Source organism: Pseudomonas sp. SbOxS1 (assembly GCF_013416725.1).
GTDB lineage: Bacteria > Pseudomonadota > Gammaproteobacteria > Pseudomonadales > Pseudomonadaceae > Aquipseudomonas.
On the sequence record NZ_JAAVXC010000008.1, the window covers coordinates 139,272 to 160,618 of the forward strand.

17 protein-coding genes are annotated in these 21,347 nt (G+C 61.0%); 8 read left to right on the forward strand and 9 right to left on the reverse strand.

What is annotated here, in order from left to right; all coding sequences use genetic code 11:
- Positions 1 to 28: 28 nt before the first annotated feature.
- From HFK74_RS12795 to HFK74_RS12805, 3 genes are all read right to left on the reverse strand, one after another.
- Complete coding sequence (locus HFK74_RS12795) at positions 29 to 2,377, reverse strand: FdhF/YdeP family oxidoreductase (protein WP_180203825.1); 2,349 nt, start codon at positions 2,375 to 2,377, stop codon at positions 29 to 31.
- On the reverse strand, positions 2,374 to 3,213 hold the full coding sequence (fdhD, locus tag HFK74_RS12800; protein WP_180203826.1) for a formate dehydrogenase accessory sulfurtransferase FdhD: 840 nt from the start codon (positions 3,211 to 3,213) through the stop codon (positions 2,374 to 2,376). Before fdhD ends, HFK74_RS12795 begins: the two co-directional genes overlap by 4 nt.
- A 92-nt stretch (positions 3,214 to 3,305) precedes the next feature.
- A complete protein-coding gene (locus HFK74_RS12805) occupies positions 3,306 to 4,193 on the reverse strand; it encodes a LysR family transcriptional regulator (RefSeq protein WP_008058421.1) in 888 nt (295 codons plus the stop codon).
- Positions 4,194 to 4,322: 129 nt separating this feature from the next.
- Between HFK74_RS12805 and lysM the strand changes: the two genes are divergently transcribed.
- Positions 4,323 to 4,772 carry a peptidoglycan-binding protein LysM gene (lysM, locus tag HFK74_RS12810; protein ID WP_180203827.1) on the forward strand — a complete coding sequence of 150 codons (450 nt, stop codon included), beginning with the start codon at positions 4,323 to 4,325 and terminating at the stop codon, positions 4,770 to 4,772.
- A gap of 128 nt (positions 4,773 to 4,900) precedes the next feature.
- Here lysM and yrfG read toward each other — a convergent pair whose 3' ends face one another.
- Entirely contained in the window at positions 4,901 to 5,563 is a 663-nt protein-coding gene (yrfG, locus tag HFK74_RS12815) for a GMP/IMP nucleotidase (RefSeq protein ID WP_180203828.1), read from the reverse strand.
- 91 nt (positions 5,564 to 5,654) lie between these two features.
- Between yrfG and nudE the strand changes: the two genes are divergently transcribed.
- Both nudE and cysQ read left to right on the forward strand, forming a co-directional pair.
- Positions 5,655 to 6,221 (forward strand): ADP compounds hydrolase NudE, encoded by a 567-nt coding sequence (gene nudE / locus HFK74_RS12820; protein ID WP_180203829.1) that lies wholly within the window; start codon positions 5,655 to 5,657, stop codon positions 6,219 to 6,221.
- A complete protein-coding gene (gene cysQ / locus HFK74_RS12825; RefSeq protein ID WP_180203830.1) occupies positions 6,218 to 7,045 on the forward strand; it encodes a 3'(2'),5'-bisphosphate nucleotidase CysQ in 828 nt (275 codons plus the stop codon). The genes nudE and cysQ overlap by 4 nt, the downstream gene beginning before the upstream one ends.
- Positions 7,046 to 7,147: 102 nt before the next feature.
- On the opposite strand, the gene HFK74_RS12830 is transcribed toward cysQ, so the two are convergent.
- The 4 genes from HFK74_RS12830 to rfbC form a co-directional block, all read right to left on the reverse strand.
- The gene (locus HFK74_RS12830; protein WP_180203831.1) at positions 7,148 to 7,603 is read right to left on the reverse strand and encodes a YiiD C-terminal domain-containing protein; all 456 of its coding nucleotides are present in this window, start codon (positions 7,601 to 7,603) and stop codon (positions 7,148 to 7,150) included.
- 40 nt (positions 7,604 to 7,643) lie between these two features.
- Complete coding sequence (locus HFK74_RS12835; protein ID WP_180203832.1) at positions 7,644 to 9,038, reverse strand: sigma-54 dependent transcriptional regulator; 1,395 nt, start codon at positions 9,036 to 9,038, stop codon at positions 7,644 to 7,646.
- The gene (locus tag HFK74_RS12840; protein WP_180203833.1) at positions 9,035 to 10,843 is read right to left on the reverse strand and encodes an ATP-binding protein; all 1,809 of its coding nucleotides are present in this window, start codon (positions 10,841 to 10,843) and stop codon (positions 9,035 to 9,037) included. The genes HFK74_RS12835 and HFK74_RS12840 overlap by 4 nt, the downstream gene beginning before the upstream one ends.
- Positions 10,844 to 10,930: 87 nt before the next feature.
- Positions 10,931 to 11,476, reverse strand: a complete 546-nt coding sequence (gene rfbC / locus HFK74_RS12845) for a dTDP-4-dehydrorhamnose 3,5-epimerase (RefSeq protein WP_180203834.1) — start codon at positions 11,474 to 11,476, stop codon at positions 10,931 to 10,933.
- 200 nt (positions 11,477 to 11,676) lie between these two features.
- On the opposite strand from rfbC, the gene HFK74_RS12850 reads away from it, so the two are divergent.
- The 4 genes from HFK74_RS12850 (at position 11,677) to HFK74_RS12865 (ending at position 17,274) form a co-directional block, all read left to right on the forward strand.
- The gene (locus HFK74_RS12850; RefSeq protein WP_180203835.1) at positions 11,677 to 14,589 is read left to right on the forward strand and encodes an aminotransferase; all 2,913 of its coding nucleotides are present in this window, start codon (positions 11,677 to 11,679) and stop codon (positions 14,587 to 14,589) included.
- Between the two features lie 266 nt (positions 14,590 to 14,855).
- On the forward strand, positions 14,856 to 15,734 hold the full coding sequence (gene aguB / locus HFK74_RS12855) for an N-carbamoylputrescine amidase (RefSeq protein WP_008058457.1): 879 nt from the start codon (positions 14,856 to 14,858) through the stop codon (positions 15,732 to 15,734).
- 5 nt (positions 15,735 to 15,739) lie between these two features.
- Positions 15,740 to 16,846, forward strand: a complete 1,107-nt coding sequence (gene aguA / locus HFK74_RS12860) for an agmatine deiminase (protein WP_180203836.1) — start codon at positions 15,740 to 15,742, stop codon at positions 16,844 to 16,846.
- 242 nt (positions 16,847 to 17,088) lie between these two features.
- On the forward strand, positions 17,089 to 17,274 hold the full coding sequence (locus tag HFK74_RS12865; RefSeq protein WP_180203837.1) for a hypothetical protein: 186 nt from the start codon (positions 17,089 to 17,091) through the stop codon (positions 17,272 to 17,274).
- Positions 17,275 to 17,465: 191 nt separating this feature from the next.
- On the opposite strand, the gene HFK74_RS12870 is transcribed toward HFK74_RS12865, so the two are convergent.
- Positions 17,466 to 19,559, reverse strand: a complete 2,094-nt coding sequence (locus tag HFK74_RS12870; RefSeq protein ID WP_180203838.1) for a TonB-dependent siderophore receptor — start codon at positions 19,557 to 19,559, stop codon at positions 17,466 to 17,468.
- Between the two features lie 443 nt (positions 19,560 to 20,002).
- Between HFK74_RS12870 and HFK74_RS12875 the strand changes: the two genes are divergently transcribed.
- Positions 20,003 to 21,289, forward strand: coding sequence for an OprD family porin (locus HFK74_RS12875; protein WP_008058461.1), 1,287 nt, complete (start codon positions 20,003 to 20,005; stop codon positions 21,287 to 21,289).
- The last annotated feature ends 58 nt before the right edge of the window (positions 21,290 to 21,347 follow it).

Here is a 21,347-nt window from a genome sequence, read left to right on the forward strand (position 1 = left end):
CGATTAGAAACTGTCGCAAGCTGCGATCTTAAGCCGACTTCGCCAGGATCAACCCTGTCTCACTCGCCGCTTCCAACCGGATCGCCACGAACTTCGACGTTGGCGTGTGGCTGCCATCCCCAGTGCTTTCCAGCGGCACCAGCGGATTCACTTCCGGATAGTACGCTGCCGCTTGCCCAGCCGGAATATCAAACGCCAACAATGTGAAGCCTTTCACCCGACGCACAAGCCCGTCATCCCAGATCGACACGATGTCAGCCTTCTGCCCCGGCTTGAAGCCCAGGCGAATGATGTCGGCTTCGTTGACGAACAGCACGTCACGTTGCCCCTTCACCCCGCGATAACGGTCATCAAGGCCATAGATCGTGGTGTTGTACTGATCGTGGGAGCGCATCGATTGCATGATCAGGTCGGGCAACACACCGGTTGCGCGCGTGCGTTCGTGCACCAGGTCCTTGGGCAGCGCGTTAGCACGGAAATTGGCGCGCCCGGAGGCGGTGTTCCACTTGCGCGCACCGGCGCTGCTGCCCAGGTAGAAGCCGCCTGGGTGCTTGACCCTCTCGTTGAAGTCCTTGAAGCCTGGAATGGTATCGGCAATCAGGTCGCGGATGCGGTCATAGTCGGCCACCAGCCAGTTCCAGTCCACCGGATGGCTGCCCAGTGTCGCCGCGGCGATGCCCGCCAGGATCGCCGGTTCCGAGCGCATCTGGTTCGACTGCGGCTGTAACTGGCCGTTGGAGGCGTGGACCATGCTGAACGAGTCTTCGACGGTCACCGCTTGCGCGCCTTCGGTCTGGATGTCGATGTCGGTGCGGCCCAGGCACGGCAGGATCAGGGCGTCTTTCCCGTGAGTCAGGTGGCTGCGGTTGAGCTTGGTGCTGATCTGCACGGTCAGGTCGCAGTTGCGCAGGGCCTGGAAGGTGCGCGGGCTGTCCGGGGTGGCTTGAGCGAAGTTGCCGCCCAGGCCGATGAAAACCTTGGCCCGACCTTCGGCCATGGCATGAATCGCCTCGACTACGTTGTGGCCATTTTCGCGCGGTACCTTGAACTGGAAGCGACGTTCCAGGGCATCGAGGAATGCCACGGGTGGCCGCTCGTTGATGCCCATGGTCCGGTCACCCTGCACGTTGCTGTGGCCCCGCACCGGGCACAGGCCGGCACCTGGCCGCCCGATGTTGCCACGCAGCAACATCAGGTTGGCGATTTCCTGGATGGTGGCTACCGAATGGCGATGTTGGGTGATGCCCATGGCCCAGCACATGATGACGTTCTTGCCCTTGGCATACATGCGCGCCGCTTGCTCGATTTCCACCAGGGACAGGCCGGACTGCTCGACGATCTGTTGCCATGGGGTTTCGTCGATGGCGGCCAGGTAGTCCAGGACATTGACGCTGTGCTCATTGAGGAAGGCGTGATCGAACACCGCAGGCTCGCCCGCTTTCTGGGCGTCGCGCTCCCATTGCAGCAGGAACTTGGCCATGCCACGCATGATCGCCATGTCGCCGCCCAGTGCCGGCCGGAAGTACGCGGTGTTGGTCGGTTTGTCGCCGTTGGTGAGCATTTCGATCGGGTGTTGCGGGTGCTGGAAGCGCTCCAGGCCGCGCTCTTTCAACGGGTTGATGCACACCACTTGGGCGCCGCGCTTCACTGCTTCACGCAGCGGTTCGAGCATCCGTGGATGGTTGGTGCCGGGGTTCTGGCCCCAGACGAAAATCGCATCGGCATGTTCGAAGTCGTCGAAGGTCACGGTGCCTTTGCCGACGCCGACACTTTGTGCCAATGCCACGCCGCTGGCCTCGTGGCACATGTTCGAACAGTCGGGGAAATTGTTGGTGCCGTAGGCGCGCACGAACAGCTGGTACAAGAAAGCCGCTTCGTTACTGGCCCGGCCCGAGGTGTAGAACTCGGCCTGATTCGGGCTCGACAAGCCGTTCAGGTGTTTGGCGATCAGCGCAAAGGCAGCGTCCCAACTGATCGGCTTGTAGCGATCGGTCTCGGCGTCATAGCTCATCGGCTCGGTCAGCCGGCCCTGATACTCAAGCCAGTAGTCGCTTTGCTCCAGCAGTGAAGTGACGCTGTGCCTGGCGAAAAATTTGGCGTCGACGCGGCGTTTAGTCGCCTCCCAGTTCACCGCCTTGGCGCCGTTCTCACAGAACATCACCATGCCGCCTTCCTTGGAATCGCCCCAGGCGCAACCGGGGCAGTCGAAGCCGCCGTTCTTGTTGGTCTTGAGCATCATGCGCAGGTTTTTCAGCGCGTTGTCGCTGGTCAACCAGGCTTGGGCGACGCTGATCAGTGCGCCCCAGCCTCCGGCCGCGCCTTTGTAGGGCTTGTAGCGAGGGACGGGTTTCTGGTCGGCTTGACGGTGTTGACTCACGCTTGGTTCTCCAACGCTGGGCTGTAGACCCGCGGCGCATTCTTTTGAGGCAGATGAATGAGATTGAGGTTGTGGCGACGGGCCCATTGCACGGCAAGCCCGGTAGGCGACGACAGGCTGACCAGGGTCTGGATGCCGGCGCGCAAGACTTTCTGGATCAATTCGAGGCTGCATCGGCTGGTGACAATCGCCAGCCCGCCAGACGTCGAAATGTTTTGCCGGATCAAGCCGCCGATCAATTTGTCGAGGGCGTTGTGCCGGCCGATATCTTCCCGACCCAGCAACAGTTGGCCTTGGTCGTTCATGAACACGGCCGCGTGCACCGCCCCGCTGTGCTGGCCAAGCGGCTGGAACGCGCCGATGCGCTGACGCAGGCCCTCGAGCCATTCGGCCGGTGGAAGGGGCGCGCCGGGCAATACCTTGAGCTCGGGCAATGCCTGCTCGACCGCTTCCACGCCGCAAAGCCCGCAACCGCTGGTGCCAGCCAGTTGCCGACGCTGTTGCTTGAGGTTCCAGAACGCGCGATTGGCGATCGTCACTTGCGCGTACTGCGCCGAGCCCGAGCCGCTGAGTTGCAGGTCATAGATGTCCGAGGCGTCCTGGATAATGCCGCTGCCCAGGCTGAAGCCGACGATGAAGTCCTCCAGGTCTGTGGGCGTCACCAGCATCACCGCCTGGCTGATGCCGTTATAGGCAATCGCCAGCGCGACTTCCTCGGCCAGCGCGGTGCTGGCTGACTCCGAGTGCTCAAGGTTGCTGTAGCTGTATATCTGACTGGCGTCGGGCGCAGGCGTTTCGAGGGCAGGCGCCGCGCAGGCTGGGCGCTTGGTGTTCATGGCATCACCGAGGGTTTGATCAGCTTTAAGACTAGGCGTGACAACTTGTCACGTCTAATCGCTATTACTGATCTACCGATAGATGCCGTCGATCAGGCACCGGTCAATGATTGTTGGTAGATCGCGAAACAAGCTTCCGCCAAGGCCGAACGTGGTGCGCTGCGACGCATGATCAGCCCCAGCCGACCGAGGGTCTGGGCGTTTTCGATCGGTTGCAGGCGCAAATGATCGGTCAGTTCTTCCAGGCCGCCGTCCAGTGGCATTACGGCGCAGCACAGGCCGCCGTGCACAGCTTGTAACAGTTGATGGACGGCATCGGTTTGCAACAAAGGCTGGGGGTTGAGGCCGCGGCTATGGAAGTTGTGGTCGATGGACTGGCGAAAGTGCATGCCACTGGTAAGCATGCCCAGCGGCAATTCGATCAACGATTCCCAACTCAGCGGCGCTTCGCCGAAGCTGAAGAATCGCTGATCGTAGAGCAGGCCCATGCGGGTTTCACTGAAGGCCAGGGAATCGAAGCGCTCGGCATCCAGGCGTTCGAGGTAGGACACGCCGAGGTCCAGGCGGTTGTTTGCCAGCTGTTCGAGGATCTGCTCGGAACTCAGCGCCGAGAGTTCGAATCGCAGGTTCGGGTGCTCCGCGTGCAGGCGTTGCAGCAGCGGCAAGGGGTCGAAGCTCGACAGCGGCACCACGCCCAGGCGCAAGGTGCCGACCAGGTTGCCGCGACAGGCGGCCGCCTCGGCGTACAAGCCGTCATAGGCCGCCAGGACGGTGCGCGCCCAGGCCAGCACCCGCTCGCCAGGCGCAGTAAAGCCTTCGAAGCGCTGGCCGCGATTGACCAGCGGCAGATCGAGTTCTTCTTCGAGGCTGCGCAGGCGCATGGACAAGGTCGGCTGGGTAATGTGGCAGCGTGCGGCGGCTTGGCCGAAATGGCGGGTTTCATCCAGTGCGATGAGGAATTTCAGCTGCTTGATGTCCATCTTCGCTCCTGGGTGCGGGAAGGGACAGATTCTATCGCAAGCGGCGTCATTGGTCGGGTTGGATTGGCAAATGACTGCCGTGGTCTAGGCTTTTGCGTCTGGAACCCGAAACCCAAGGAGAGCGAAACGATGAGCCTGTTCAGTTTTCTCAAAGAAGCCGGTGAAAAAATCCTCGACGCGTTGACGCCGGACAAGGCCGAAGCCAACAGCGAAACGCTGACCAAGCATGTGCAGAGTGCGTTGACGGGGATCGATACGTCCAAGATTCAGGTGAAGGTCGAGGGCGATAAGGTCATCGCAAGCGGCGAAGCGAATACGCAAGAAGAGAAGGAGAAAATTCTCTTGGCCCTGGGCAATGTGGCGGGTGTCAGCGGTGTTGAAGACCAGATCACCGTCACTGGCCCCGTGGCCGTGGCCGCGAAATTTGTCGTGGTCGAGAAGGGCGACACCCTGAGCGCCATTTCCCTGCGCGTGTATGGCAATGCCAACCTGTACAACAAGATCTTCGAAGCTAACAAACCGATGCTAAAGGATGTGAACAAGATCTATCCGGGGCAATCGCTGCGGATTCCCGAGTAATCCTTAAGTCCGTGTGATGGCCTTCGCGGGCAAGCCTCGCTCCTACAGGACCTGTGTCGTTCACACATGATGCGAACGACATAAATCCTGTAGGAGCGAGGCTTGCCCGCGAAGCAGTCAACACGATCTCAAAGCCCGGTAATCAAATCCCGATAATCCTCGACCGCCGCAAACTCCGCCGTGTCCTTGGGCCCTTTGCGGCTGTCCGGCTCTTTGACCGCCAACAAATGCGCCACCCCGAATTCCCTGGCACTGCGCAGGATCGGCAGGGTGTCGTCGATAAACAGGCTGCGCGCCGGGTCAAAGTCGATGTCGGCCTGCAAGGCCTCCCAGAACTGCGGGTTTTCCTTGGGGAAACCGTAATCGTGGGAGCTGATCAATCGTTCGAAATACGGTGCCAGCTCGATTCGTTCCAGCTTCAATGACAGCGAATCGCGGTGCGCGTTGGTGATCAGCACCACGCGTTTGCCTGCACGCTTGATCGCTGCCAGAAAGGTGTCCGCATCCGGGCGCAGGGCGATCAGGTGAGCGGTTTCCAGTTTCAGTTCGCGCACGGGCAGCTTCAGTTCGGCACTCCAGAAATCCAGGCAGTACCACTGAAGCTGACCGGCATTGCGTTCAAACAGGGGATGCAACTCCATCTTGGCCATGGCCCGGCTCACCCCGTGCAGCTCGGCGTAGCGCTGGGGCAGGTGCTCCAGCCAGAAATGGTTGTCGAAGTGCAAGTCCAGCAGCGTGCCGTCCATGTCCAGCAGAACGGTATCGATGTCGTGCCAGGGCAGCAGGGACATAAAAAACTTCTCCAGCGGTAAAAAAAGGTATCCAAGGACAACAAGCAGGATAGGCCGGGTATAGTAACCCGCTATCGCCCAGGAGCCGCTCATGCGCCAGAAACCCACCATCCTCGCCCGCGAGATTGTCGCCACCAGTCGTTTGTTCTGCGTCGAGGAGCTGAAGTTGCGTTTCTCCAACGGCGTGGAGCGCACCTATGAGCGGTTGGTCGGCAAGGGCGCAGGCTATGGCGCCGTGATGATCGTGGCAATGCTCGATGCCGACCATGCCGTATTGGTCGAAGAATACTGCGGTGGTACCGATGAATACGAACTCTCACTGCCCAAAGGCTTGATCGAGCCGGGCGAGGACGTTTTGGCGGCCGCCGAACGCGAGCTCAAGGAAGAGGCCGGTTTTGGCGCGCGGCAGTTGGAACATCTGACCGAGCTGTCGTTGTCACCCGGTTACATGAGCCAGAAGATCCAGGTGGTGTTGGCGACTGACCTGTACGAAGAGCGCCTGGAAGGTGACGAACCGGAGCCGATGGGCATGGACAAGGTCAACCTGCGCGAGTTGTCGGCGCTGGCGCAGAACCCGAAGTTCACCGAAGGCCGTGCCTTGGCGGCCTTGTACCTGGCCCGTGACCTGCTGATTCAGCGCGGAGTGTTCCAGCCATGAATTTTCCCCATCCATTGATGGCGCCGGTGGTCGAGCTGGCATTGAAGGCCGGCGAGGCGATCCTGCCGTTCTGGCGCGTTGGCACTGCCGTGACCGCCAAGGCCGACGATTCTCCGGTCACCGCCGCCGACCTCGCCGCCCACCATGTGATCCTGGCCGGGCTCACCGCACTGGACTCGAGCATTCCGGTGTTGTCCGAAGAAGACGCCAACATCCCGCAGAGCGTACGCGCCGGATGGCAGCGCTGGTGGTTGGTCGACCCGCTGGACGGCACCAAGGAGTTTATTTCCGGCAGCGAAGAGTTCACCGTCAACATCGCGCTGATCGAGCAGGGGCGCGTGGTATTTGGCGTGGTGTCGATGCCGACTAACGGGCGTTTCTATGTCGGTGGCACCGGTCTCGGCGCGTGGCGTTGCGATCAGGGTGGTACGCCTGTGGCGATTCAGGTGCGTGAGGTGCCGAGCCCCGGTCAATCGTTCATCGTGGTTGCCAGTCGTCGCCATTCCAGTCCGGAACAGGAACGCTTGCTGGCTGGGTTGAGCGCCAGCCTGGGTGATCTGGAACTGGCCAATATCGGCAGCTCCCTGAAGTTCTGCCTGTTGGCCGAAGGGGCGGCGGATTGTTATCCGCGGCTGGCGCCGACTTCGCAGTGGGACACTGCGGCGGCGCAAGGTGTGCTGGAAGGGGCGGGTGGCGAGGTGCTGGACCTGAATGGCAAGCCGTTCTGTTACCCGGCCCGGGAATCGCTGCTGAACGAATTTTTCCTGGCGTTGCCGGCCAAGGCTGCGTGGCGGGAACAATTGTTGGCGTTGGCTACCCTGTAGGAGCTGGCTTGTCGGGTCGCCGCATCGCAGCGAAGGCGGCCTGCCTGACACACCGCATCGCCTGGTTCGCCGGCAAGCCGGCTCCTACAGGAGCCAAAACACTTACCGGTGCAACACGTATTGCCCGACAAACTTCACTGCATCCTCATCGCTACCCGCGTTCACCACCCGCGTGTGCAGGACCAACCGCGCCCGCCCGTAGCGCTGATACATCGCCAGGAATTTCTTCCACACCTGCGCACTCGGCGCCTGGCAAATGGCATGTGCATCGCCTGTCACTGGCAACGGGTAGTTGATCTGCCCTTCCTGGATAACGATGTGTCCATCGGTTATCCCTTCTTCTTTCAGGCGCAGATGCAGCCAGCCCCAACCGGCCAGCACCGCGCCGCAATACAGGCTGCCGCCGAACATGGTGCTCTTGTGGTTGACGTTGGCGTCCAGGGGCAAGTACAGGCGCAGTTGTTGATCGTGCCAGTCGAGCACCTTGAGGCCCATGTCCCGGGTGAGGGGAATGTCGTGATGGAGGACGGATTCCAGTTGACGACTGTCGCGGCTCATTCAGCGGCCTCTTGTTTGAAGTGGATGAGTGGGCGGCGGCTCAATCGAGGTCGTCGCCGTGGGTGGAGGCGCCGCTGTCGGCGAAGCTCAGGCCGTGCTTGCGCAATTTGTCATGCAAGGTCTTGCGTGGAATGCCCAGCGCTTCTGCGACGCTGCGCACCGAGCTGTGCGAGCGCGCCAGTTCGGCGGCAATCAGGGTTTTTTCGAAGTTTTCCACTTGCTCGCTCAACCCGCCGCTGACCATTTCTACTGTTGTGCCAGCCGTGCCTTGCACCTCGTTGTTGTCCAGTGCCAGCTCCAGGCCCAGGGCGAAGCGTTCGGCGGCATTCTGCAGCTCGCGCACGTTGCCGGGCCAGGTGTGGCGCAACAGCAGGGCGCGTTGCCCGGGTTGCAGTTCATGGGGCGGCAAGCCGTGGCGGGCGCTGGCTTCATCGGCGAAATGCTGGAACAGCACCAGCGCATCTTCACCGCGTTCGCGCAGCGGCGGAATGCGCAATGGCGCGACGTTCAGGCGATAGTACAAGTCGGCGCGGAATCGGCCCTGATCGGCGGCCTGGCGCAGATCTTCCTTGGTGGCGGCGATGATGCGGATGTCCAGCGGGATCAGTTGATTGCCGCCCAGGCGTTCGACCACACGCTCCTGCAGCAAGCGTAGCAATTTCACCTGGACGTCCAGGCTCATGCTTTCGATCTCATCGAGAAACAACGTGCCACCGTTGGCAAATTCGAACTTGCCGATGCGGCGTTTCTGCGCGCCCGTGAAGGCGCCTGGCTCATGGCCGAACAACTCGCTTTCGACCACCGATTCGGCCAGTGCCCCGGCGTTGATCGCCACGAACGGACCACTGCGCCGACTCGACAGGTCATGCAGCGCCCGGGCGACCACTTCTTTACCGGCCCCGGTCTCCCCGAGGATCAGCACGTCCGCCCGGGTCGCCGCCAGGGCGCCGATTTGTTCGCGCAGGCGCAGCATCGAGGGCGACTGCCCGACCAGGCGTGTGCTCAATTCATTGCGATCGCTCAGGGCCAGGCGCAGGCTGCGGTTGTCCAGCACCAGTCGGCGCAAGGCCAGGGCGCGGCGCACGCTGTCGAGCAGCGCGTCGCTGGCGAAGGGTTTTTCCAGAAAATCATAGGCCCCGGCGCGCATGGCTTGCACCGCCAGCGGCACATCGCCGTGGCCGGTAATCAGCAGCACCGGCAGTTCCGGGTCCTGGGCGTGGAGTTCGGTGAGCAGTTCGATGCCGTCCATGCCCGGCATGCGGATATCGCTGACGACCACGCCCGGCCAGTCGCGCTCCAGTTGCGCGGCCAGGCCCTTGGCTTCGGCCAGCGGCAGAATCTTCAGGCCGGCCAGGTCCAGGGTCTGGCTCAAGGCCTGGCGCAGGTGGGGATCGTCGTCGATCAACACGACCTGGATGCGGTTGTCGATGGTCATGCACTTCGGTCCTCGGACGGTTGCAGGCTCACACCCGGTGCGCCTGCGCGTAGCTTCAGGGTAATCAGGGCGCCGCCCTCCTTGTGGTTGGCGAATGACAGTTCGCCGCCGAAGGCGCGCATCAGGGTCTCGCAGATCGCCAGCCCCAATCCAAGGCCCTGGGTGCGGGTCTTGGTGGTGTAGAAGGGCTCGCTGGCGCGGCCGAGGGCCTCCAGGCAGAAACCGGGGCCGTTGTCGCGAATGTACAGGTTGACGCCCTCGGCCGTGGATTGGGCACTGAGCCAGAGTTTACGTGGCGGGCCTTTTTCCGTCAGGGCATCCAGAGCGTTGGCCAGCAGGTTGCCCAGCACCTGGCGCAGGCGGGTTTCTCCGGCCTCGACCCACAACGTGGCGGCGGGCAAGTCGCGGATCAGCTCGACCTCCATGCTGCGCCGACGCTTGGCCAGCAAGGCCAGGGCATCGTCCAGCGCCGGCTGCAGGGCGACGCTTTCCGGGGCATGGCGGTCGCGCCGGGCAAAGGCGCGCAGGTGAGCGATGATCGACGCCATGCGCCCGGTCAATTCGCTGATCAGCTTGAGGTTGCCACGGGCATCGTCGGTGCGCTGGTGGTCGAGCAGCACTTCGGCGTTTTCCGCGTAGCTGCGGATCGCTGCCAGCGGTTGGTTGAGTTCGTGGCTGATGCTCGCCGACATCGTTCCCAGGGCGGAGAGCTTGCCAGCCTGCACCAGGTCATCCTGGGCGCGAACCAGCTCTTGCTGGGCCTGTTCGCGCTCCAGCACTTCCTGCTTGAGCCGGCGGTTGAGGCCCTCAAGATCACTGGTACGCTCGGCTACCCGGCCCTCCAGTTCGCGTCGGGCCTTCGCTTCGAAGGCGATCCGTTCCAGGTAGTGACGGCGGCGTTGCATCATCAGGCCGAGCAACAGCATCAACACTAACAGCGTCGCGCCACCGATGGCGACCACGGTGCGCACCGGGCGATCAATCAGGGTACGAGGGGCGAGGATGCTGACGTTCCAGCCGGTTTCCGCGATCGCCTGGGTCTGGGTCAGCCAGGCGTTGGGGTTGAGCTTCAGCGGCTTGGGCTCGCGGGTGGGGTAGGGCTGGATCGCGGTGATGGCCTTGCGCTCCTCTTCGCTCAACTCCCGGGTTGAACGAAAACGCCATTCCGGCCGCGAGGTGAGGATGACCACGCCGTTGTGATCGGTCAGCAGTAATTGCTCCGGGGTTTTACCCCACAGGCTCTCGGTGTGGTCGAGGTCGACCTTGACCACCAGCACGCCGGTGATTTTCTCCCCCTCTCGTACGGCGGCGGCGAAGAAGTAACCACGTTTGGCAGACGTGGTGCCCAGCCCGAAAAATCGCCCGAGCCGGCCGGCCATGGCTTCGCTGAAGTACGGCCGGAAGGCAAAGTTGCGGCCTACGAAACTGTCGTGCTTGTCCCAGTTGGAGGCGGCCAGGGTCTTGCCCGTGGTGTCCATCAGGTACATGACTTCGGCGCCGGTCTGGGTGCTGATGTTTTTCAGCAGGCGATTGGCGTTGCCCTGGGTGACGCCATCGTCCGGCGCGCCAAGCACGGCGCGCAGGGCCGGCAGGTCGCCGAGGATCTGCGGCAGTACTTCATAGCGGTGCAGGGTGCCCAGCAGGTTGGCGACGTAGAGATCGAGGGTCTGGCGATTCTGGCCAGCCAGTTCGCTGCGGTAATAGCGCTCGGCTAGGTGCTCCAATGGCCACAGCAAAGGCGCCAGGCACAGCGCGAGCAGGGCCAGGCTGCGCCAGCGGGGTCTGCGGGGAAGGGTCGGAGTCATGAGCATCGAGCGCCTGTGGGTACAGGTGCATTATGCCTAGGCTTGCCGACGCAGTCTGCGCACCTTGGGGCCGGTGCGAGCGGTGTTTCAGTCGAAGACGTCGGCGTCCTTGAAAAAGGCCGCGGCCTGGTCCCTGGCCGACAGTTGCGGCGCGGTATCCAGCGGCCAGTCGATGGCCAGGTCCGGGTCGTCCCAGCGAATGCTGCGTTCGGCCGACGGGTTGTAGTACTCAGTGGTTTTGTAGAGAACTTCGGCGAAATCACTCAACACCAGGAAACCGTGGGCGAAACCCTTGGGGATCCACAGCTGGCGATTATTCTGGGCAGAAAGGCGTACGGCCACCGATTTGCCGAAATGCGGCGAGCTGCGCCGCACGTCAACGGCGACATCAAGGATTTCCCCGGAGCAGACCCGGACCAGTTTGTCCTGGGTATTCTCCAATTGGTAATGCAGCCCGCGCAGCACGCCTTTTTGCGAGCGCGAATGGTTGTCCTGAATGAACTGGGTGTTCAGGCCGGTGGCTTCCTGGAAAACCTTCGCGTTGAAACTTTCGAAGAAAAAACCACGTTCGTCACCGAAAACCTTGGGCTCGATGATCAAAACACCGGGCAGGTCGGTGGTCACAACATTCATGGGTTTCTCCAACGATGGGCATTGATGGTGGCCATTCTTGCCCAGAGTGCCGGTTTAGGGCGAGCGTCATGTGTTTTTTTCTTCGTGGTTGGCCGATCCAGCCGCTTGCCGGCCGGCTGAAGGGGGGTTGCGTATCGGCTCGTGCAGTGGCGATATAGGCGCCTAATAAATTTAACACCTTCATTGAAGAGGTCTGTTTCATGCCGCTCGCCACGTTGATTCATCGCGCCAGTTTGCCCAGCCCGCAAGTGTCTGCGGAGCAAGCGCTTGAGCTGTTGCAGGAGCATTACGGGCTGAGCGGCAGGTTGCAGGCCCTGGGCAGCCAGCAGGATTTGAACTACCGCGTCGACAGCGACCAAGGCCGTTTTGTCCTGAAAATCTGCCGGGGCGACTATTCGGCGCTGGAGTTGCAAGCCCAGCATGCCGGGCTCAAGCATCTGGCTGAACATCCGGGCGTGCACGTGCCGCGTGTGATGGCGGCGAAAAACGGTGCGGACCTGTTGTCCCTGAACGTCGCTGGCCAAGCGGTGCATGTGCGCCTGCTGGATTACATCGAGGGCCAGTCCCTGACGCACCTCGAATACTTCAATCGCACGGTGGTGGCCGGTTTCGGGCGGCTGTGCGGTGAAATGGACCTGGCGCTGGCGGATTTTGATCATCCGGGCCTGGTGCGAACCCTGCAGTGGGACGCGCGCCACGCCCACGCATTGATCGCGCACTTGCTGCCGGTCATCAAGGATGAAACCCAGCGTCGGCTGATCGTTGAAGCATCCGGGCAGGCCGAACGCCATTTGTTGCCACTGCAAGACAAGTTGCCGGTGCAGGCCATTCACATGGACATCACCGACGACAACGTGGTCTGGCAGCGAGATGCGCAACGCCATTGGCAACTGCAAGGTGTGATCGATTTCGGCGACTTGGTTCGCACCTGGCGCATTACCGACCTGTCGGTGACCTGTGCAGCGCTGCTGCACCATGGTGAAGGCGATCCGTTCTGCATTTTGCCTGCGGTGCAGGCGTATCACGCGGTCAATCCGTTACAGCATGAAGAACTGCTGGCGCTGTGGCCGCTGATCGTCGCCCGCGCGGCGGTGTTGGTGCTCAGTGGCGAACAGCAGGTCAGCATCGACCCGGGAAATACCTATAGCCGCGATAATCTCGTCCACGAGTGGGAAATCTTCCGGGTGGCCACATCGGTGCCGTTGGCGCTGATGGAAGCGGCCATCCTGTCGGCCGTCGGGCAGAATCTGCCTGGCATTGGCGGCGAAGGCTTTGCGCCGCTGCTGCCGAGCCTGGTGGGGCGAGAGTTCGCGTTGATCGACATGGGCGTGCTCAGCCCGCATTTCGAGGCCGGTAACTGGGAGCAGGAAGGCATTGATCAGCGCCTCCTGGACGAAGCCGCCGCCGTCCACGGCCTGGCGGCCAGTCGTTATGGGCAATACCGTTTGTCCCGCACACGCCCGGACACTGCCGGCGAGCCGGACACCTGTCCCTTGCACGTCGAATTGCGCGTGCCCCACGGCACGGCAGTCGAAGCGCCGTTTGCCGGGGTGGTGCACCAGCCGATGCCCGGGTTGCTGCAACTGGACGGTCCGCAACTGAGCGTGCGGTTGTGGGGTGTCACGCCATCGCTGCACACCGGCGCTGCACTGGTCAAAGGCCAGGTGCTGGGCTCGGTCAGCGGGCCGTTGATCGTGCAGCTGTGCCGAGGGGCGTCGTTTACCGCACCGTTGTTTTGCACGCCTTCACGTGCAGGCGCCTGGCAAGCATTGTGCCCGTCGCCAGCGGCGCTGCTGGGGCTGGCCTGCGATGCGCAGGAGGAGCTCGATTCACAGACCTTGCTGGCCCGCCGCGACGCCAGTTTCGCCCGCACGCAAAAACACTATTACGTCGACCCGCCGCGTATCGAGCGCGGCTGGCGCAACCACCTGATCGACATGCAGGGCCGCTCCTACCTCGACATGCTCAACAACGTCGCGGTACTCGGCCATGGCCATCCGCGCATGGCGGCGGTCGCCAGCCGTCAGTGGTCGTTGCTCAACACCAATTCGCGGTTCAACTATGCGGCCGTGGCCGAGTTCTCCGAGCGCCTGCTGAAATTGTCACCAGAGGGCATGGATCGGGTGTTCCTGGTCAACAGCGGCAGCGAGGCCAACGATCTGGCCATTCGCCTGGCGTGGGCCTACAGCGGCGGACGCGACATGCTCAGCGTACTGGAGGCCTATCACGGCTGGACAGTCGGCGCGGATGCGGTATCGACTTCGATCGCCGACAACCCCAAGGCCCTGAGCAGCCGCCCGGACTGGGTGCACCCGGTGACCGCGCCGAACACCTATCGCGGCGAATTCCGCGGCCCTGACAGCACGCCGGACTACGTGCGCAGCGTCGAACACAACCTGGCGAAAATCGCCGGTCAAAAACGCCAACTGGCCGGTTTCATTTGCGAGCCGGTGTACGGCAATGCCGGTGGCATCTCGCTGCCGCCGGGTTACTTGCAGCAGGTTTACGCCATGGTCCGCGCCCAAGGTGGCGTGTGCATCGCCGACGAAGTGCAGGTGGGTTACGGGCGCATGGGGCATTTCTTCTGGGGCTTTGAAGAGCAGGGCGTGGTACCGGACATCATCACCATGGCCAAGGGCATGGGTAACGGCCAGCCACTGGGCGCGGTGATCACCCGCCGGGAAATCGCCGAAGCGCTGGAGGCCGAGGGGTATTTCTTCTCGTCCGCCGGTGGCAGCCCGGTCAGTTGCCAGATCGGCATGACGGTGCTGGATGTGATGGAAGAGGAAAAACTCTGGGAAAACGCCCAGGTCGTCGGCGGGTACTTCAAGGAGCGCCTTGAAGCGCTGATCGATATTCATCCGTTGGTCGGCGCCGTGCATGGTTCCGGGTTTTATCTGGGGGTGGAGTTGATCCGCAACCGTGAAACCCTGGAGCCGGCCACCGAAGAAACCACCGCATTGTGCGATCGCTTGCGCGAACTGGGGATTTTTATGCAACCGACAGGCGATTACCTGAACGTGCTCAAGATCAAGCCGCCGATGGTGACGTCGCGCCAGAGCGTGGATTTCTTTGTGGACATGCTCTCGAAGGTGCTCGCGGAGGGTCTGTAAACACATCACCCCTGTAGGAGCGAGCCTGCTCGCGATTGCGGCCGAACAGACACTATTGATGTTGACTGATCCACCGCCATCGCGAGCAGGCTCGCTCCCACAGGAATAGGGGTGTTAATTCGATTGTTATCGGGATTTTAAGTGCTTGTTTAGACGAAATGCATTTTTTTAGCTTCAAAAGCCGATTTTTATCGGATATAAAGTCGCCAATGCTAGGGCGTGGATGAACCATGCCCGACCGTCACGCACTTGCCCGGAGATGCTTCATGAGCCGTAACGTTACTGTCGCTGCCACGCAAATGGCCTGTTCCTGGGACCTGGAAGGCAACATCGAGGTCGCTGAAAGACTGGTCCGCGAAGCCGCCGCCAAAGGCGCACAGATCATCCTGATCCAGGAATTGTTCGAGGCACCGTACTTCTGCCAGAAGCCAAACCCGGATTACCTGCAACTGGCGACAACGGTGGAAGACAACGTCGCCATCAAGCATTTCCAGAAAGTCGCCAAGGAGCTGCAAGTCGTATTGCCGATCAGCTTCTACGAACTGGCAGGCCGCGCACGTTTCAACAGCATCGCGATCATCGATGCCGACGGCAGCAACCTCGGGATTTATCGTAAAAGCCACATCCCGGATGGCCCTGGCTACCACGAGAAGTACTACTTCAACCCGGGCGATACCGGCTTCAAGGTGTGGAACACCCGATACGCGAAGATCGGCGTGGGCATCTGCTGGGACCAGTGGTTCCCCGAGGCCGCTCGCAGCATGGCGCTGCAAGGCGCGGAAATCCTGTTCTACCCGACTGCCATAGGCAGCGAGCCGCACGACAAGACCATTTCGTCCCGCGATCACTGGCAGCGCGTACAACAGGGCCACGCCGGCGCTAACCTGATGCCGCTGATCGCCAGTAACCGCATCGGCAACGAAGAACAAGACGGCTACGACATCACCTTCTATGGTTCTTCCTTCATCGCCAACCAGTTCGGCGAGAAGGTGCAGGAACTCAACGAAACCGAAGAAGGGATCCTGGTTCACACCTTCGACCTCGACAAACTCGAACACACACGCAGTGCATGGGGCTCCTTCCGCGATCGCCGTCCGAACCTGTATGGTGCTATCAAAACCCTCGACGGATCCCTGGAGTCCTGACTGCCATGACCACTTTGAACAGCTCCCCTCGCGCAGACGGCTTCTACATGCCGGCCGAGTGGGCACCCCAAACCCAGACCTGGATGATCTGGCCCGAGCGTCCGGACAACTGGCGCCTGGGCGGCAAACCGGCGCAAGCCGCACACGTGGCGGTGGCCAAGGCCATCGCCCGTTTCGAACCGGTCACCGTGGCGGTGTCCGCCGGCCAATACGAAAACGCCCGTGCGCGCCTGGACGTGCCGAATATCCGCGTGGTCGAGATGTCCAGCGACGACGCCTGGGTTCGGGACACCGGCCCGACGTTCGTCATCAACAACAGCGGCGAAGTCCGGGGTGTGAACTGGGACTTCAACTCGTGGGGTGGTTTCGACGGCGGCCTGTATTCGCCGTGGAACCGCGACTCGCAGGTGGGCGGCAAGATCCTCGAGATCGAACGCAGCTCGCGTTATCGCACCGAGGGCTTCGTGCTCGAAGGCGGTTCGATCCATGTCGATGGCGAAGGCACGCTGATCACCACCGAAGAATGCCTGCTCAACCGCAATCGCAACCCGCACCTGAACCGTGCGGAAATCGAAGCGGTGCTGAAAGACAATCTGGCTGTGGATAAGATCATCTGGCTGCCGGATGGCTTGTTCAACGACGAAACCGATGGCCATGTGGATAACTTCTGCTGCTACGTGCGCCCGGGTGAAGTGCTGTTGGCCTGGACAGACGACCCACAGGACCCGAACTACCCACGCTGCCAGGCGGCCATGAAGGTGCTGCAAAGCAGCACCGACGCCAAGGGGCGCCCGTTCACGGTGCACAAGATGCCGATCCCGGGGCCGCTGTATGCCACTGAGGAAGAATGTGCCGGTGTCGATCCGGTCGACGGGACTCAGGAGCGTAACCCGAGCGTTCGCCTGGCTGGCTCTTATGTGAACTTCCTGATCGTCAACGGCGGCATCATTGCCCCGAGTTTCGACGACCCGCTGGATGGTCCGGCAAAGGAGATCTTGCAGACACTGTTCCCGCAGCACGAAGTGGTCATGGTGCCTGGCCGTGAACTGTTACTGGGAGGCGGTAACATTCACTGCCTTACCCAACAACAGCCAGCACCGCACAAAGAGTGAGTGCAGTTGTAACAGCTTGAGTTAACAGCATAAAAATTCAGGCTGGCACTTTCACACGCCGCGCCATGCAAAGCCCGCAGTCCTTGAGGATTGCGGGCTTTTTTGTATCCGTCGGTCGGCAAATGAAAAACGTTGGCATAGCTCTTGTATCTGCCAGGGGGTAAGGGGGAGGGGAGAGCTTCGACGTTCTGTCATAAACCTTGGATAAGTTAGCCGCTCAAAAACCAGGAGAGAGCGTTGAAATGAACGCCGAAGTGAATGTGGCAAGCGACAGCGAATCGCTGCAGGTCCTGGCGCACTGGTTCAAGTCCAATGGAACGTGTCAGATCAGCCAGACTGATCCGCGCCGGACAATGATCGAGCGTTACCCTGCTGGTTTATTCAGCGAGGCGGAACTGGATGCGTTGTGGGATGTGATGGAAGGATAAGAAGAAAAACAACGGATTGAAAAAGAAAAAGCGCTGCCGGGATGGCAGCGCTTTTTTTATGCACGAAGGTCCCGCTGCACCGCACCCTGTAGGAGCTGGCTTGCCAGCGAAGGGGCCATCACATTCAACATTGATGTTGGATGAAATACCGCCTTCGCTGGCAAGCCAGCTCCTACAAAGGGTTATCGTGTTTAGAAACTGTAGGTTCCGGTCACCACCACGCTACGCGGCTCCCCCGGTTGAATCTGCGCCGCACTGGTGGCCGACTCGTAGTACGTCTTGTCACTGATGTTATTCAGCGCCGCGCGCACATCCCAATCCTTATGCCTGAAGCCGGCCAAGGCAACCCAGCGGCCATAACCCGGCAGCACGGTGGTGTTGAGGTTGTCGGCATAACGATCGCCGACCAGGGTCACACCGGTTTCGGCGTACCAGCCCATTTCCGGTTTCCAGGTCAGGAACAGACTGCCGTTACGCTTGGCCACGTTGCTGATGCGATTGCCTTCAAAGCCGTTGTTGTCTTTCTCGATCGTTGCGTCCTGAAGGCCTACGCCGCCGCGCACATACCAGTTGCCGGTCACCTTGCCGGAGGCGGTCAGCTCGATCCCGCGCGAACGTTGCATACCGGTCAGCAAGGTAATCGTCGGGTTGTTCGGATCGCTGGTACGGCGGTTGTAGAGTTCCAGCTCGTAGATCGCCAGCGTGGTGCTCAGGCGATCGTCCAGCCAGTCGCTTTTTACGCCGATTTCTTTCTGCCTGGTCAGCTCCGGGCTCAGGTCGTTGGTGTTGCCGGCCGCACCTGGGGTAATGCCGATCAAACCACCACCGACTGGCGAAAATGTCTTCGACCAGGAAGCATAGAAGGAATGATTTTGCAGGGGTGTCCACACCAGCCCTACGCGAGGGCTGGTGCTGTGACTGTCACGGTCTTCGGAAATGTCCCGCAGCTTGTTGGTCGACTCGATGTCGAACCTGTCGTAACGCAAACCGGCGAGCAGTTGCCATTGATCGTTCAATTGCAGCTGGTCCTGCACATACACGGCACGGCTTTCGACTTCGGTGTGCGAGCTGCTGGAAACCTGCATGCGTCCGGTGTGGCGCAAGTCCCGATTGGGGTTGTTCAGGTCCAGCGACGGCACCGGTGAACTGCCCGGCCCCGAAGTGGCGGCCGTGTACAAGGTTGGATCGCGGCGCTGGCTGCCGATCTCGATGCCGGTCAGCAGGCGATGCTCCAGGCCGAAGGTATCGAACCCGCCTTCCAGTTCGAGGTTGTTGTAGACGTTGCGGGTGGTCAGGTCCTGTTGCCAGTGCTGGCGTGTGACCTGGTTGGTGCTCGGGTTGTAGCCGGTCAGGTAGGTGTTGTCGAAATCACTGTTGAGCTTGAACACGCCCAGGGTCTGGCGCAGTTGCCAGTTATCGCTGAGCTCATAGGTGAGTTTGGAGCGCAGGGATTGCGACTTGTCGTCGATGAAATCGTGCTCGCTGCCGTAGGTGGTATCGCGTCCGACGTCTGCCGGGCGGCCGTTGACCCCGGGGATGCCGCGATCCGGCGTACGGTTGTAACGGCTGTATTCGTACTGCACCAGCCAGTTCAGGTCCGGTGCCAGTTGCCAGCTCATCGAGGGCGCGAACAATTGGCGATTGCCACTCACGCCATCGCGGAAACTGTTCTGGTCCATATTGCCCATGTTCAGGCGAAGGCTGATGTTTTCGGATGGATCGGTGCTTAGGTCGGCATACAGGCTGCGCAGATCATCGCTGCCGCCCTGGGCTTCGAGGGTCGAGCGGCGGCCGAACTCCGGCAGTTTGCTCACCCGGTTGACGATCCCGCCCTGGCTGCCACGGCCGTATAGCACGGCGGCCGGGCCTTTGAGTACGTCGATGCGTTCGATGTTGTGCAAGTCGCGCACGTATTGGCTGTCGTCACGGATGCCATCGAGATAGAAGTCGTTGCTGGCGTCGAAGCCACGGATGCGCAGGCTGTCGAAGCGGGTGTCGGCACCGCTGCTGACGTTGGGGATGCCACTGAGTGCGGTGCCCAGATCGTTGGTGCCGTAGTCGACAACGTTGGCGGTCTTGATCGAGTCGATGGCTTGAGGCACGTAGCGCACCGGTGTGTTGGTGCGGGTCGCGGTGTTGGTCTCCTTCACTCGCGGGTCATCGGCCTCGGCTTCGGCACTGATGGACGTGGCAGGTAAGGTGGTAGGAGCAGCGTAGGAAAAACCGGCAGATATCAGTGCAGAAAGCCCAAGGCTGAAGGGCGTAAGGCGAAAAGGGGCAGGCATTGAAGAACGCATCCGTAGGATTTTTAGGGGTGCAACGAGAGCGGCGCGAATGATAATGCTTGCTATTTACTTGTGTTAATTATTCTTGAGAGTGTTACCTGATGGATTGTTTCCAATTGTGTCGTAAATGTTACTTTCAGGTTTTCGGCGTCATTGGATGACGTCAATCCTGCACGTGAGTTGAATTTTCCTGCCAAGTAAATTCATTTCTTAGACGAATTTCGCCTGGTTACAGACGATTCATGAAATTGACACACCATTAAAGGCGCGGCTACGATCCGTCCAACGCCTGTGGCAGACCGCCATGACCCAAAAATAATTAAAAGGCCCGCCGCGAGCGATCGTGCGCGGGCCTTTTTGTTTGCGGAATGAAAAAAGAGCGCGATAGTGCCGTTTCAGCCGTTCGGACACAGCGCGTTTCAACCCGTAATAAGGAAAACAACATGTTGAACAAGCGAATCAGCCTGATCGCTCTGGGGATTTTGAGCGCTACGCAGGCCATGGCTAACGACCAGGCCGAATCCAAGGGATTTGTTGAAGACAGCAGCCTCAAAGTGCTGCTGCGCAACGCCTACATGAACCGTGACTTCAAAGACGGCAACCCGGACAAATCCGAGTGGGGCCAAGCGGCCATCGGTACATTCTCGTCCGGCTTCACCCAGGGCACCATCGGTGTGGGGGTGGATGCCTTTGGTCTGTACGCGCTCAACCTGGAGCGCAATGAAGACCGCAGCGGCGCCCAAGGCATCGATTTTTTCAAAAAAGGTGCCAGTGGCGAGCCAGCTGACGACCTGGCCAAGGCTGGCGCAGCGGTCAAATTCCGCCTGTCCAGCACCACGCTGACCTACGGCGACCAAATGCCGGTCCTGCCGGTACTGAGCTACGACAACGGTCGTCTGCTGCCGGAAAGCTACACCGGTACCCTGATCACCTCCAAGGAGATCAAGGGCCTGGAACTGAACGCCGGTCGCTTCACCGCCGAATCGCGCAAAAGCGCCGAAGGCCACGACAGCGGTGGCCTGAAGTCGATCAACGTGTTGGGTGGTAGCTACCAGTTCACCGAACAATTCAAGGCCGCGTTGTACGCTTCCGACGTCGAAGACGTGCTGAAGAAGCAATACGTGAACGCCAACTACGTGTTCCCGATCGACAAGGATCAGTCCCTGACCCTGGACTTCAACGGCTATCGCACCAAGCTGGAAGATTCCTACGTTCGCGACAACAACGTCACCGGCGACGACAACAAGATCTGGAGCCTGGCAGCCACCTTCGCCACCGGCCCACACTCGTTCACCCTGGCGCACCAGCGCAGCACCGGCGACAGCAACCTGGGCTACGCCTACGGCGGCTACCAGAAGGATCAAGGTCGCGTTGGTGACGGTGGCAACACCATCTACCTGGCCAACTCGTACTGGTCCGACTTCAACGCCGAAGACGAACGCAGCTGGCAACTGGGCTACGGCCTGGACTTCAGCACCTTCGGTGTCCCGGGCCTGAGCTACAACTTCGCCTACGTACGCGGTGACAACATCACCACCTCCACCAGCGAAGGCGGCACCGAGCGCGAAATCTTCAACCAGTTCAAGTACGTCGTGCAAAGCGGCCCGGCCAAAGACCTGAGCATCAAGCTGCGCAGCTCGATCCTGCGCGTGTCGCAGAAGTCGAGCGAGTACAACGTCAGCGGTAACGAAGTGCGTGTGTTCGTGGATTACCCGATCAACGTTTTCTGATGATGGGTTGCGGTATCGAGGCCTGATTCAAGGCCGAAAAGAAGAAGCCCCGACTGGT